This window comes from Streptomyces sp. NPDC051738, assembly GCF_044453205.1.
Classification (GTDB): domain Bacteria; phylum Actinomycetota; class Actinomycetes; order Streptomycetales; family Streptomycetaceae; genus Streptomyces.
In genome coordinates, this window is record NZ_JBITCM010000003.1 from 414,864 (window position 1) to 429,202 (window position 14,339).

The 14,339-nt window shown below is 68.5% G+C and carries 12 protein-coding genes; 6 read left to right on the top strand and 6 right to left on the bottom strand.

Translation table 11 applies throughout. The features are described from left to right. Positions 1 to 55 precede the first annotated feature (55 nt). The 6 genes from ACIA8X_RS09755 (at position 56) to ACIA8X_RS09780 (ending at position 5,436) form a co-directional block, all read left to right on the top strand. Positions 56 to 829: an SDR family NAD(P)-dependent oxidoreductase gene (locus ACIA8X_RS09755; protein ID WP_393445115.1), complete on the top strand. Its 774-nt coding sequence runs from the start codon at positions 56 to 58 to the stop codon at positions 827 to 829. A gap of 13 nt (positions 830 to 842) precedes the next feature. Next, positions 843 to 1,160, top strand: coding sequence for a putative quinol monooxygenase (locus tag ACIA8X_RS09760; protein ID WP_393445118.1), 318 nt, complete (start codon positions 843 to 845; stop codon positions 1,158 to 1,160). Positions 1,161 to 1,196: 36 nt separating this feature from the next. Continuing rightward, positions 1,197 to 1,985 (top strand): SDR family NAD(P)-dependent oxidoreductase, encoded by a 789-nt coding sequence (locus ACIA8X_RS09765; protein WP_393445120.1) that lies wholly within the window; start codon positions 1,197 to 1,199, stop codon positions 1,983 to 1,985. 45 nt (positions 1,986 to 2,030) lie between these two features. Then, on the top strand, positions 2,031 to 2,915 hold the full coding sequence (locus ACIA8X_RS09770) for an aldo/keto reductase (protein ID WP_393445122.1): 885 nt from the start codon (positions 2,031 to 2,033) through the stop codon (positions 2,913 to 2,915). A gap of 117 nt (positions 2,916 to 3,032) precedes the next feature. Beyond that, positions 3,033 to 4,013 carry an SMP-30/gluconolactonase/LRE family protein gene (locus ACIA8X_RS09775; protein WP_393445124.1) on the top strand — a complete coding sequence of 327 codons (981 nt, stop codon included), beginning with the start codon at positions 3,033 to 3,035 and terminating at the stop codon, positions 4,011 to 4,013. Positions 4,014 to 4,287: 274 nt separating this feature from the next. After that, entirely contained in the window at positions 4,288 to 5,436 is a 1,149-nt protein-coding gene (locus ACIA8X_RS09780) for an FAD-dependent monooxygenase (protein WP_393445126.1), read from the top strand. A gap of 167 nt (positions 5,437 to 5,603) precedes the next feature. Here the strand turns inward: ACIA8X_RS09780 and ACIA8X_RS09785 are convergent, their stop codons facing one another. The 6 genes from ACIA8X_RS09785 to kdpA form a co-directional block, all read right to left on the bottom strand. Next, positions 5,604 to 6,287, bottom strand: a complete 684-nt coding sequence (locus tag ACIA8X_RS09785; RefSeq protein WP_393445128.1) for a phosphotransferase — start codon at positions 6,285 to 6,287, stop codon at positions 5,604 to 5,606. A gap of 266 nt (positions 6,288 to 6,553) precedes the next feature. Then, a complete protein-coding gene (locus ACIA8X_RS09790) occupies positions 6,554 to 9,106 on the bottom strand; it encodes an ATP-binding protein (protein ID WP_393445130.1) in 2,553 nt (850 codons plus the stop codon). A 13-nt stretch (positions 9,107 to 9,119) separates the two neighbouring features. Next, complete coding sequence (locus ACIA8X_RS09795; RefSeq protein ID WP_393445132.1) at positions 9,120 to 9,803, bottom strand: response regulator; 684 nt, start codon at positions 9,801 to 9,803, stop codon at positions 9,120 to 9,122. A gap of 118 nt (positions 9,804 to 9,921) precedes the next feature. Beyond that, positions 9,922 to 10,536 carry a potassium-transporting ATPase subunit KdpC gene (kdpC, locus tag ACIA8X_RS09800; protein WP_393445134.1) on the bottom strand — a complete coding sequence of 205 codons (615 nt, stop codon included), beginning with the start codon at positions 10,534 to 10,536 and terminating at the stop codon, positions 9,922 to 9,924. A 5-nt stretch (positions 10,537 to 10,541) separates the two neighbouring features. Next, entirely contained in the window at positions 10,542 to 12,671 is a 2,130-nt protein-coding gene (gene kdpB / locus ACIA8X_RS09805) for a potassium-transporting ATPase subunit KdpB (RefSeq protein WP_393445136.1), read from the bottom strand. Then, complete coding sequence (gene kdpA / locus ACIA8X_RS09810; RefSeq protein ID WP_393445139.1) at positions 12,668 to 14,332, bottom strand: potassium-transporting ATPase subunit KdpA; 1,665 nt, start codon at positions 14,330 to 14,332, stop codon at positions 12,668 to 12,670. Before kdpA ends, kdpB begins: the two co-directional genes overlap by 4 nt. Positions 14,333 to 14,339 lie beyond the last annotated feature (7 nt).

The window sequence follows — 14,339 nt, forward strand, 5'->3', positions numbered from 1 at the left end:
AAGCGTCGTTCGAGGCGCTTCGTCAGGAAGGCCCTGCCCATCAGGAGAAGTTCACATGGAATCGCAGGCACTCAGGGGGCGTATCGCCCTGGTCACCGGCGGCACGACCGGACTCGGCTTCGGCGCCGCCAAGCGTCTGATCGAAGAGGGCGCCACGGTCTACATCACGGGCCGGCGCAAGGACGTGCTCGACGCCGCCGTGGAGAAGCTCGGCACGTCCGCCACCGGGATCCGAGCCGACGTCACCAGCAAGGCCGACATGCTGCGCGTCGCCGATACGATCAAGGCGGCGCACGGCCACCTCGACATACTCTTCGCCAACGCGGGTGGCGGACACGCCACGCCCCTCGCCGAGCTGACCGAGGAGCAGATCGACAGCGAGCTCGGGATCAACATCAAGGGTGTCGTCCTCACGGTGCAGAGCGTGCTGGACGTCCTGCGCGATGGCGCGTCCATCGTTCTCAACGCGTCGATCACCGCCGACATGGGGCTGCCCGGGTTCGCCGTCTACGCGTCGTCGAAGGCGGCCGTACGCTCCCTCGCCCGCAGCTGGACGACGGACCTCAAGGACCGTGGGATCCGGGTCAACTCGATCAGCCCCGGGGTGGTGCCCACCGAGGGCTACAGCCACGAACAGAAGCTGAGCGACGAGGACATCGCCGCCTACGTCGAGCGCGTCGCGAAGGAGATCCCGGCGGGACGCGTGGGGACGGCCGAGGACATCGGCGACGCCCTCGTCTTCCTGGCCTCGGACACCAGCCGCTACATCACGGGCGTCGACCTGGTCGTGGACGGCGGCATGACCCGCGTCTACGCCGGCCAGAACTGACGGAGGAATCCACATGGGCACGGTCAAGTCGGCAGAGCGCCACATCATCTGTGAGGTACGCGGCCAGGCGGCCCACCGCGCCAGGGTCGAGGAGCTCCTGCTGGAGCTCGTGGGCCCCGCGCGGGCGGAGGCCGGATGCCTCTACTACGACCTCTACCAGCAGTCGGACGAGCCCGACACCTTCTACATCGTCGATGGCTGGGCCTCGGCCGAAGCCGTCACGGAACACGCCGAGCACCCCAACGTGACGAAGGTCGTGGAGCAGTTGCTCCCGCTGCTCGAAGTACCCCTCAAGGTCACCACCAGCAATCGGGTCAGCGACCCGGCCTAGCGACTGGTCGGGGTCCGAACCCGTCAGGAAAGATCCATGGCTCGCATCTTCATCACCGGTTCCACCGACGGCCTCGGTCTGATGGCCGCTCAGTTGCTGTTTCGGCAGGGCCACACGGTGGCGCTCCATGCACGCAACGACACCCGGGCCCGCGACGCACACGCCGCGCTCCCGGACAACGCGGGCATCGCCGTCGGTGACCTCTCCAGCATCGCCCAGACCCGCGATGTGGCGGCCCAGGTCAATGACTTGGGCACCTTCGACGCGGTCATCCACAACGCCGGCGTCGGCTACTACGGGCGAGGACGGGTGGAGACCGAGGACGGCCTCTCGGACGTCTTCGCGGTCAACGTGCTGGCGCCCTATCTCCTCACGGCGCTGATCACCCCGCCCCGACGGCTCGTCTACCTCAGCTCCGGCATGCACCACAGCGGCGACCCCACCCTGCGGGACCCGCAGTGGGCGACGCGGCCGTGGCAGGGCTCCCAGGCGTACTCGGAGTCGAAGTTCCACGTCACCGCTCTCACGCTCGCCGTCGCAAGGAAATGGCCCGCGGCGCTTTCCAACGCCGTCGACCCGGGCTGGGTCGCCACGAAGATGGGCGGGACCAGCGCCACCGACGACCTGCGGCTGGCTCCGGTGACCCAGGCATGGCTGGCGGCCGGCGACGACGCCGAGGCGCTGGTCACCGGCCGCTACTTCCACCACCAGCAGCCCCGCCGTCCACACCCGGCGACGCAGTCGCCCGAGGTGCAGGACCGGCTGCTGGCTTACTGCGCCGACCTCACCGAGGTCGAGCTGCCGACAGCGGTCTCAGCCGACTGAGCCCGCGCCCCCCTCCACGTCCGCACACCCTGATGGGAGCGAACCATGACCGGAACCAACCCACTCATCACCCTGAACAACGGCGTCCAGATCCCCGCCCTGGGACTCGGCGTCTACCAGAGCGCCCCCGAGGAGACCACCGACGCGGTCGTGACCGCGCTGCACGACGGCTACCGACTGATCGACACCGCCGCCGCCTACTTCAACGAGCGAGAGGTCGGCGAGGGGATCGCCCGCTCCGACGTGGACCGTTCCGAGATCTTCGTGACGACCAAGGTGTGGATCAGCGACTACGGCTACGACTCCGCGCTGCGAGCCTTCGACGTGAGCCTGCGCAAGCTGGGCCTCGAACAGCTCGACCTGTGGCTGCTGCACCAGCCGCTGCCGTCCGACTTCGAGAAGACGATCTCGGCGTACAAAGCGGCGGAGAAGCTGCTCGCGGAGGGGCGCGTCCGTGCGATCGGCGTGTCGAACCAGACGCCCAAGCAGCTCGACGAACTCATCGCCCGCACCGACATCGTTCCGGCGGTGAACCAGATTCAGGTGCACCCCTACTACACGCAGCCTGAGTGGCGGGCGGCGAACGAAAGCCACGGCATCCTGACCCAGTCGTGGTCGCCCATCGGCGGTTCCTACGTGTACCGAGGAGCCGAGACGAATCCTCTTGAGGACCCCGTCATCACGACCCTGGCCGACAAGTACGCGAAGACGTCGGCGCAGATCGTGCTGCGCTGGCACCTCGACCACGGCTTCTGCGCGATCCCGAAGTCCGTGAAGGCCCATCGCATCGCCGAGAACTTCGATGTCTTCGACTTCGCCCTGACCCCCGACGAGGTGGCCGCGATCGACGCCCTCGACACCGGCGTGCGCGGCGGACCCGACCCGGACTCACTCGACCTGCAGAACGCCGGCTTCCCGATCCCCGACTAGCTAAGGGCTCCCCAGCCGATCAGGCAGGTCGTCAGCGCCGCTGACGCCCCACTCCGGTCGGGCCTGCGGCACCGACGGAAAGAACGAAAGAGCGCAATGACCACGAAAGACATATCCATGAAGAAGCCATTCAAGCTCGCGGCGATCTCCGCGACCGCAGCCGTCATCGTCTCGGCACCGTACGCGTCCGCCGCGACCGGACACGCGGCCGCGCGGCCCGCCGTCACCCACGTGAAGACCGTGGCCGCATTCGACTTCGCCACCGGCGACGTGCCCGAGAACATCACCGTCGCCCCGGACAACTCACTGACCGTCTCGATGGTGGGCACGCCCGCGGGCGAACGGCCGGCCCTGGTGCGGATCTCGCCGTCCGGGTACCGCACGGTGCTGGTCACCGGGCAGAAGGGTGACGGGATCACCGGCAACACCCGCGGCCCCGACGGCACCGTCTACTACAACGTGTGGTCCTCCGACGCCTCCCGGAACGGGGTGTGGAAGCTGGCGCCCGGCGGCACTCCACGCCGCATCGCGGCATTGCCTGCGGGCGGAGTCCCCAACGGTCTGGCCATCGATCCGGCCGGGCGCACCTTGTACGTCGCCGACAGCCAGATGGGCACCGTCTGGGCGGTACCGGTCTCCGGCGGTCCCGCGACCGCGTGGCTGGTCGACCCCGCCCTCGCGATCAAGGCGTCCGCGCCCGTGCCGTACGGTGCGAACGGACTCCGCTTCCACAACGGCGCCGTATGGGTCTCCAACCTCAGCAAGGGCACCCTGCTGCGGATCCCCGTCACCGCCACCGGAGCTCCGGGCCGGATCCACACGGTCGCCGACGGCCTCACTGGCATCGATGACTTCAACTTCCTCAGCGAGCGCTCCAACGTCGTGTTCGCCGCGCTGAACACGCAGAACAAGATCGTGGTCGTCTACCCGAACGGCACCACCAGGACCGTGCTGACCGCCTCGGACGGCCTCGCCTCGCCCACCGCCACCGCGGTGCGCGGGAAGCGGCTGTACATCACCGACGGCGGACTCAACGAGCCCCATGACGCGCAAGTGCAGAGCGGGAAGATCGAGCTCGGCGCGCTGCTCTCACACTGAGCGTCCGGCAGTTCCCAGTCATCCAGAGGGCGTGGCCTGCAGGGATGCCAGCTGGGGGTCCCTGCAGGTACCCCTCACAACCGAGACTCCCACGTCATCGCCATTGCCGGTCGCATGGTCAGTGCCCCACTTCCGCGGGGATGGGACACAACTGGCTTGAGCCCGGTGATCACGCTGGACAGCGCCGCCGAGATGTCCACCCCGAGCCTCGGCGCCCGCCACAGCGCGCCGGCCCAGACCAACACCGTGACGACTCCGTGAGGAGAACAACAGCATGACCACAGCTATGCGCGACGTGCCCCGTTCCGGCAACCGGGACGAGCGCCAGGGCGCCGCCATCGTCGTCGGTGCATCTCTCGCGGGTCTGATGACCGCATTGGCCCTGTCGCACGCCGGAGTCGACGTGACGATGCTGGAGCGATCGGGCGCCGCCCCTCGGGCCCGGAAGGGGGCTGCTCTCGGCGGGGTGAGTGAGGGCCTCCTCAGCAGAATCACGGGATCCCGTCACTCCCAGAGCGGTTCGGCGCCACTGAGTTCAGTGGCCCCCGGTGTGCAGAGCTGGATGGCGGTCCACGCCCGGCTCCGGGCGGCCGTCGACGCCGACCCCTATATCGAGCTGCGCCCCCATACGCTCGTACGGAGCGTCGACCAGGACGCGGATTCCGCGTGGGTGATCACCTCGGACCAGCAGACGTTCCGAGGCGATGTCGTGATCGGGGCGGATGGCCACGGAAGCGTCGTGCGCGTGGGCGTCGCACCCGACAAGCCCGACGCGACGTTCGCCGGCTACCTGATCTGGCTCGGCCTCACCAACGAGTCCTCGCTCGCGTCCTCGCGCCGCCTACCACGGGACGTCGACATCCTCAGCGGCGGAGAGGACTATCTCCTCGGCTACCCACTGCCCGGTCCCGACGGTTCCGTTGCCCCGGGTTCCCGCCAGGTCGGCTGGGCCTGGTACGACGCGAGCCACAATGATCTCCTACGCGAAACGGGCAGTGTTGTCGGCAACGTGGTGCGACGGTCGCTCACCTCCGCCGACATACCGGAGGCGACCTTCCGCGAGCTCGCGGACAAAGCCGAGGACCTGTGGCCCTCGCCCTGGCGCGAGGCCATCCTCGATTGCATCGAGCGGCGTGCCGTCATCGGCACCCCCATCGCCGAGTACGTCCCCGACAAACTCGTCAAGGGACGTCTTGCCCTCGTGGGAGATGCCGCGCATGTGCCGACCCCGATGACCGGCTCGGGCTTCAGCGCATCGCTCCACGACGCCGAGGCCGTCGCCGAAGCCGTTGCTGTGGGCGTGCGTGGATCGACGGTGGAGCAGGCCCTCATAGGGTACGAAAGGAAGCGGCTCGGCAACGTCCGCGGCATGGTCCAGTCGGGACAGCAGTTCAGCCGCTCCTTCACCGGTCGAGCCGCCTGAGCTCATCCTGGGCGCCGGCGTACCACCCGAAGCCGAATCCACATCGTCACTAGCGCCCTCACCGGCGCCGACGACTCCGCCGTGGGGCTGCCCCACCGAACCGCCCCCACGGCGTTGTTTACGGGGTATCTCAAATCCGACAGTTTCCATCCCGACAAGAGACTTGCCTAGTGAAGGAGTTGCACATCACCATGCGTCCACCCGTAGCCACCGACAGGCGTCGCAGATCGCGGACGACGATCGGCGTACCCGAGGACGAGGGTCCGCCGGTGGTCCAAAACTGTAATGGCCGCCTTGTCGAAGCCGCTTCCTGTGCCCTTGTCGAGCACAGCCGCAGACAGCCGCTCGGCCTTCTCCACCGCCCGCTGCGGCGACGTGACCTCCGCCGTGATCGCCTCAGGAACACCTGGCAGCAGACCCCGACCGCAAGCCCGGCCCATGCTCAGGTGCAGGCGCCCGAGATGCGCGCCCAGCGAGGCCACCTGAGACAGGCTGAGGTCGACACCCCGGACGTGGGAGCCCGCCACCCACGGGAACAGGCACCAGGCGCCGCCACCGACCCACGCCACGAGCGACCCGGAAGTGGTGGGGGTGGGTGCGCTCACCGGGACGCCGTCGGCGGCAAGGGCCGCCAGCATCCCGAGATTGCGCTGCAGCCGATCAAGCGAGACGTCCGTGACCCGCTTCAGAGCGAACCTCCCCGCGGGGGTGTCCAACCTCCAGTTCGCATTCATCAGCCCATCAGCGAGATAGCGGCGCTCCTGCACTTCTCGAAGGTCAAAGACGTCGATCAGCTCAGCGAGGATCCGGTCGGTGATATCGCTCCGAAGCGCCACGGTCGCATCAATCACCCCACGGACGATACGCGAGCGCATCCCGCCCCGGCACGAGGATCACGCGCCTCCTTTGTGGGTCCACGGCCTGCTCGACTACCTACGCGTGCCCTATACAGCCGGCTCGACCGCTTCGATGCTCGCACCGGCTAGATCTGGCTGACCGGGGGACTCGCCGGAGTCGCGCTGCTATTCGCCGTCAGCGCCGTCGGCCGCGGCCTTCAGCAGGACAGTGACGAAGAGCGCCATCGGGAACTCATGCCGACTCCTCCACGCCGGCCCGTCTACTGCCTGACCGTCTCCGGCACGTCAGTGTGTGCCTGAGGACGGCCCGGTGCCATCGGCACGCTCAGCACCATGGTCAGCCCGCCGCCGGGCGTGTCCTCGGCGGCGAGGGTGCCGCCCATGGCCTCGACGAAGCCGCGGGCGACCGCGAGGCCAAGGCCGACTCCGTTGCCGCGCGGGGCGTCGCCGTAGCGCTGGAAGGGTTCGAAGATGCGGTCCTTGGCCTCGTCGGGGACGCCTGGGCCACGGTCCACGATGCGGAGTTCCACGCGGTCGGCGATGGCACTCGCGGACACCAGTACCGGTTCGTCGTCGGGGCTGTACTTGACCGCGTTCTCGACGATGTTGGCGACCGACCTTTCCAGCAGGCCCTTGTCCGTGGCCACCATGGGCAGCGTTTCGGGGATGTCCAGGACGACGGTCGTTTCGGGGTCCGGGATGCCGCCCAGGGCCATGGGGACCACCTCGTCGAGGTCGATCTCGCGGATCAGCGGGGCGACTGTTCCAGTCTGCAGCCGGGACATGTCCAGGAGGTTCCCGACGAGGTGGTCGAGGCGGTCGGCGCCATCCTCGATCGCCTCCAGGAGTTCGGCCTGGTCCTCCTCGGACCACTCCACATCGTCCGAGCGCAGGGACGACACCGATGCCTTGATGCCGGCCAGCGGGGTGCGCAGGTCGTGGCTGACGGCGGCGAGCAGTGCGGTACGCATGCGGTTGCCCTCGGCCAGCACCTTGGCCTGGTCGGCCTCGTGCTGCAGGCGCTGGCGGTCCAGGACCACGGCTGCCTGGGCGGCGAACGCGGCGAGGACGCGTCGGTCCTCGGCGGGCAGGACGCGGCCTCTCAGGGCGAGTGCCATGTGGTCGCCGACCGGCACGTCCACATCCGCGGCCTCGGGACGTTCCACGGCCGCTCTCGGGCCCACGCTGCCCGCGCAGGTCCAGGGCGCGACCTCGCTCTCCCGTTCCAGCAGGGCCACCGACTCCATGCCGAAGGTCTCCCGGACGCGCTCCAGCAGCGCTTCCAAGCTGGTCTCGCCGCGCAGCACACTGCCCGCCAGGAAGGAAAGGATCTCCGACTCGGCGCGCAGCCGGGCCGCCTGGTGAGTGCGGCGGGCCGCCAGGTCCACCACTGACGCCACCGACACCGCAACGGCGAAGAAGACCGCGATGGCGACCATGTTCTTCGGGTCGGCGATCGTGATGCGGTGCACCGGCGGGGTGAAGAACCAGTTCAGCAGCAGCGAGCCGAACGCCGCCGACACCAGCGCCGGGATCAGCCCGCCGAGCAGGGCGGCGGCCACCGTGAACGTCAGGTACAACAGCATGTCGTTGGCCAGGCCGAGGCTGGGGACGACGCTGGTCAGCAGCAGGGTCAGCAGCAGCGGACCGCCGAGGCCGGTCAGCCAGCCCCAGATGAGACGGGCTCTGCCGAGCCGCGCACCGCGGGAGACGGGCAGCCCGCGGCCTTTGCCGACCTCGTCGTGGGTGATCAGGTGGACGTCGAGGTCGGGGCCCGAGTCTCGGGCCACCGTCGCGCCGACACCCGGCCCGAATATGTACTGCCATCCCTTGCGGCGGGACACGCCGAGGACTATCTGGGTGGCGTTGACCCCGCGCGAGAAGTCCAGCAGCGCGTTCGGGATGTCGTCGCCGACGACGTGGTGGAAGGTGCCGCCCAGGTCCTCAACCAGCGTCCGCTGGACGGCCAGTTCCTTGGGCGAGGCGGAGGTGAGGCCGTCACTGCTGGCGATGTATACGGCCAGCACCTCGCCGCCGGCTCCCTTCTCCGCCAGACGGGCGGCGCGGCGGATCAGTGTGCGGCCCTCCGGGCCGCCGGTCAGGCCGACCACGATCCGCTCGCGCGAACCCCAGATCTTCGACACCCGGTGATCGCTGCGGTACTGCTTCAGGTACTCGTCGACCCGGTCCGCCACCCACAACAGCGCCAGCTCCCGCAGCGCGGTGAGGTTGCCCGGGCGGAAGTAGTTCGACAGCGCCGCGTCGACCTTGTCCGGCTTGTAGATATTGCCGTGCGCCATACGGCGGCGCAGCGCCTGCGGCGACATGTCGACCAGTTCGACCTGGTCGGCCCGGCGCACCACCTCGTCCGGCACGGTCTCCTGCTGGCGGATCCCGGTGATCGACTCCACCACATCACCCAGCGACTCCAGGTGCTGGATGTTCACCGTCGAGACGACGTCGATGCCCGCATCGAGCAGTTCCTCGACGTCCTGCCAGCGCTTGGTGTTGCGGGAGCCGGGGATGTTGGTGTGGGCCAGTTCGTCCACCAGCGCCACCCGGGGGCGGCGGGCCAGGACGGCGTCCACGTCCATCTCTGTGAAGACGCTTCCCCGGTACTCCAGCTCCTTGCGCTGGATCTGCTCCAGGCCGTGCAGCATCACCTCGGTGCGCGGCCGGTGGTGATGCTCCACGAAGGCGACCACGCAGTCGGTGCCACGCTCGATCCGGCGATGCGCCTCCGACAGCATCGCGTACGTCTTGCCGACGCCCGGTGCCGCACCGAGGTAGATCCGAAGCTTCCCGCGTCCCATTCCCACCCTTTGTTCAGCCTTCGAAGCGGTAGCCCATGCCCGGCTCCGTGATCAGATAGCGCGGGTGAGCGGGGTCCGTTTCCAGTTTGCGTCTCAGCTGGGCCATGTAGACCCGGAGGTAGTTGGTCTTGTTGCTCTGGGAGGCGCCCCAGACCTCCTGCAGGAGCTGCTTCTGGCTGACGAGGCGGCCGGGGTTGGTCACCAGAATCTCCAGCAGGTGCCACTCGGTGGGGGTGAGGCGAACATCCCTGCCGCCTTTTCTGGCCTTCTTTGCCAGCAGGTCCACGGAGAAGTCCTCCGTGGTGACCACCGTCGCCTCCGGGGCGAGTGGCACATCCTCGGTGCGGCGTACGGCGGCCCGCAACCGTGCCATCAGTTCGTCCATGCTGAACGGCTTGGTGATGTAGTCGTCGGCTCCCGCGTCCAGGGCAGCGACCTTCTCCTCGGAAGCCCGCCGGGCGGACAGCACCAGGATGGGCACCCGGGTCCAGGCGCGCAGCGCCTTTATGACGTCCACGCCGTCCATGTCCGGCAGGCCGAGGTCGAGCACCACCACGTCGGGCTGACGCGCGGCGGCGAGCCTCAGCGCCGTGGCCCCGTCGGGCGCGGCGTCCACGCCGTACTGCCGGGCCCGCATGTTGATCACGAGGGCTCGTACGAGTTGCGGGTCGTCCTCCACCACCAGCACCCGGGTCATCGGTGCGCGGCCTTCCTGTCTTCGGTGAGGTCGGGGGTTTCAGTACGGCGGAGGGAGTCGGCGGAGCCGGGATTCCCGGTCCGCCGACTCCCCGCCGTGCTTGTGTCTGCTAACGCCATCAGCTCTTCGCCGCGAGTTCCTTGAGCGCGATGTTGAGTTCGAGGACGTTGACGCGGGGCTCGCCCAGGAAGCCGACCCCTCGGCCCGTGGTGCGGTCGTCGACCAGCTTCTGGACCTGGGTGTCGGTCAGCCCGTTCGCCTCGGCGACCCGCTTGACCTGGATGTCCGCGTAGTCCGTGGAGATGTCCGGGTCGATCGCGGAGGCCGAGCCGGTGACCGCGTCCTTGGGCACCTCGGACTCGGGCACATCGTTGAACTCGGCGACCTGCTTCTTGGCCGCCTTGACGTTCTTCACCAGGGTCGGATCGCTGGCGCCCAGCTGGCTGGAGCCCGTGGTCAGCGGGTCGTAGCCGCTGTTGGACGGGCGGCCCTGGAACCACTTCGGGTCGGGCTTGTCGGTGCCCTTGATGTTCCAGCTCTGGCCGATCAGCTTGGAGCCGACCTCCTTGCCGTCGGCCTCGACCATGGACCCGTTGGCCTTGTCGTTGAAGGCCGCCTGGCCGATGCCGGTGACCACCAGCGGGTAGATGATGCCGGTCACCACGGTCAGGACGAGCAGCATGCGCAGCGCCGCCCACACCATGCGCCCGGTGTTCACAACTGAGTTGTTCATGCGGATCAGCCGATTCCGGGGATGAGGGAGATGAGCAGGTCGATGATCTTGATGCCGATGAAGGGCGCGATCAGGCCGCCGAGACCGTAGATGGTGAGGTTGCGGCGCAGCATCTTGTCGGCGCTGACCGGCCGGTACTGCACGCCCTTCAGGGACAGCGGCACCAGCGCGATGATGATCAGCGCGTTGAAGATGACCGCGGACAGGATCGCGGAGTCCGGCGAGGACAGGTTCATGACGTTGAGCTTGTCCAGGCCCGGGTAGACGGCCGCGAACAGCGCCGGGATGATCGCGAAGTACTTCGCGACGTCGTTGGCGATGGAGAACGTGGTCAGCGCACCGCGCGTGATCAGCAGCTGCTTGCCGATCTCGACGATCTCGATGAGCTTGGTCGGGTTGGAGTCGAGGTCGACCATGTTGCCGGCCTCCTTGGCGGCCGACGTACCGGTGTTCATGGCCACGCCGACGTCCGCCTGGGCGAGCGCGGGCGCGTCGTTCGTGCCGTCACCGGTCATCGCGACGAGCTTGCCGCCGGCCTGTTCCCGCTTGATGAGTGCCATCTTGTCCTCGGGAGTGGCCTCCGCGAGGAAGTCGTCGACGCCCGCCTCGTCGGCGATCGCCTTGGCGGTCAGCGGGTTGTCACCCGTGATCATGACGGTCTTGATGCCCATGCGGCGCAGTTCCTCGAACCGCTCGCGCATGCCGTCCTTGACGACGTCCTTGAGGTGGATGACGCCCAGGATGCGAGCACCCTGGTTGTCCTCGATCGCGACCAGCAGCGGCGTGCCACCGGCCTCGGAGATGCGGTTGGCGATCGTGTCGGCGTCCTCGGCAACCTCGCCGCCCTGCTCGCGCACCCAGGCGACGACGGAGGCCGTGGCCCCCTTGCGGATCTTCTTGCCGTCGACGTCCACACCCGACATGCGGGTCTGGGCGGTGAACTCGATCCACTCCGCGTGCGCCAGCTCGCCCTGGTGGCGCTCGCGCAGCCCGTACTTCTCCTTCGCCAGGACGACGATGGAGCGGCCCTCGGGCGTCTCGTCGGCCAGCGACGACAGCTGGGCGGCGTCCGCGACCTCGGCCTCCGTCGTCCCGCTCACCGGCACGAACTCGGCGGCTTGGCGGTTGCCGAGCGTGATGGTGCCGGTCTTGTCGAGCAGCAGCGTGGAGACGTCACCGGCCGCCTCGACCGCGCGGCCCGACATCGCCAGGACGTTGCGCTGCACGAGCCGGTCCATGCCCGCGATGCCGATCGCGGAGAGCAGGGCGCCGATGGTGGTCGGGATCAGACAGACCAGCAGGGCGATCAGCACGACCATCGTCAGGTGCGTGCCGGCGTAGTCCGCGAACGGCGGCAGGGTCGCCACCGCAAGCAGGAAGACGATCGTCAGCGAGGCCAGCAGGATGTTCAGCGCGATCTCGTTCGGCGTCTTCTGCCGGGCCGCGCCCTCGACCAGGTTGATCATCCGGTCGATGAAGGTCTCGCCGGGCTTCGTCGTGATCTTGATGACGATGCGGTCGGAGAGAACCTTCGTACCGCCGGTGACCGCCGAGCGGTCGCCGCCGGACTCACGGATGACCGGGGCCGACTCACCGGTGATCGCCGACTCGTCGACGCTCGCAACGCCCTCCACGACGTCACCGTCACCGGGGATGACATCGCCCGCCTCGCAGACGACCAGGTCGCCGACCTTGAGCTCGGTTCCGGGCACCTGCTCCTCGCGGTCGCTGATGAGCCGACGCGCGACCGTGTCGGTCTTGGCCTTGCGCAGGGTGTCGGCCTGCGCCTTGCCGCGGCCCTCGGCGACCGCCTCCGCCAGGTTGGCGAAGATCACCGTCAGCCACAGCCAGGCACTGATCGTCCAGCCGAACCAGTCGCCCGGCTCCTTGAAGGAGAAGACCGTGGTCAGCACGGACCCGACGAGCACCACGAACATCACGGGCGACTTGACCATCACCCGCGGATCGAGCTTGCGGAGGGCGTTCGGCAGCGACTTGAGCAGCTGCTTGGGGTCGAACAGACCGGCACCGACACGGTCGCCGTCCTTGTGGCCGGTCGGCATGTCCTGGTGCGGTGCCCGGGTGGGGGTAACCGTGGACATCGAGTCCTCTTGCTTCTTGATGTTGGTGGTCATGTCGCCAGTCCCTCGGCCAGCGGGCCCAGCGCGAGGGCCGGGAAGAACGTCAGGCCGGTGATGATGAGGATCGCGCCCACCAGGAGGCCGGTGAACAGGGGCGCCTCGGTGCGGAGCGTGCCCGCCGTGGCCGGGACGGGCTTCTGCTCGGCGAGCGAGCCGGCCAGCGCCAGCACGAACACCATCGGCAGGAAGCGGCCCAGCGTCATGCACAGGCCGAGCATCGTGTTGTGGTACTCGGTGTTGGCGGCGAAGCCCGCGAAGGCCGAGCCGTTGTTGTTGCTGGCCGAGGTGTAGGCGTAGAGCACCTCGGAGAAGCCATGCGCGCCGATGTTCGTCATCGACGACTCGCCCTTGCCCAGCGCCATCGCCAGCGCCGTGCCGATCAGCACCAGGGCCGGGGTGATGAGGATGTAGCAGGCCGCCAGCTTGATCTCGCGGGAACCGATCTTCTTGCCCAGGTACTCGGGCGTACGGCCGACCATCAGACCGGCGATGAACACCGCGATGATCGCCATGACCAGCATGCCGTAGAGGCCGGAGCCGACACCGCCGGGCGCGATCTCGCCCAGCATCATGCCGAGCAGCAGTACCCCGCCGGACAGACCGCTGAAGGAGTCGTGGAAGGAGTTGACCGAGCCGGTCGAGGTCATGGTCGTGGACACCGCGAACAGGGACGACGGGCCCTCGCCGAAGCGCTGCTCCTTGCCCTCCATCGCGCCGCCCGCGAGTTGCGAGGCGGTGCCCGGGTGGGCGTACTCGATCCACGTCACCGCGATCACGGCGACGAACCAGATGGTCGCCATCGCGCCGACGATCGCGTAGCCCTGCTTGACGTTGCCGACCATCTTTCCGAAGGTGCGCGGCAGCGAGAACGGGATCACCAGCAGCAGGAAGATCTCCAGCAGGTTGGTGAACCCGTTCGGGTTCTCGAACGGGTGCGAGCTGTTGGCGTTGAAGTAGCCGCCGCCGTTCGTGCCCAGGTCCTTGATGGCCTCCTGCGACGCCACCGCGCCGGGGCTGATGGCCTGCTTGTCGCCGGTGAGCGTGGTGATCGAGTGGATGTCGCCGAAGTTCTGGATGGCGCCCGCCGCGATCAGAAGCACTGCCGCGACCACGGAGATCGGGAGCAGCACGCGGACGATGCCGCGCACCAGGTCCGACCAGAAGTTGCCCAGGTCGCCGGTGCGGGACCGGGCGAAGCCCCGCACCAGCGCGACGGCCACCGCGATGCCCACGGCCGCCGACACGAAGTTCTGCACAGCCAGGCCGGCGGTCTGGGTGACGTGGCTCATGGCCGCCTCACCCGAGTAGGACTGCCAGTTCGTGTTGGACACGAACGACGTGGCCGTGTTGAACGCCTGGTCGGGAGTGATCGCCTTGAAGCCGAGCGACAGCGGCAGCTTGTCCTGGACGCGCTGCATGACGTACAGGAAGACGACGCTGACCGCGGAGAAGACGAGCACGCCGCGCAGGTAGGCGGGCCAGCGCATCTCGGCGTCGGGGTTGGCGCCGACCGAGCGGTAGATCCACCGCTCCACGCGCAGGTGCTTCTTGGACTGGAAGACGGCGGCCATGTAGTCGCCGAGGGGACGGTGCACCAGGGCGAGCGCGCCGATCAGCGCGGTCACCGTGAGCACGTCAGCAAGTACGGGGCTCATGTCGGGC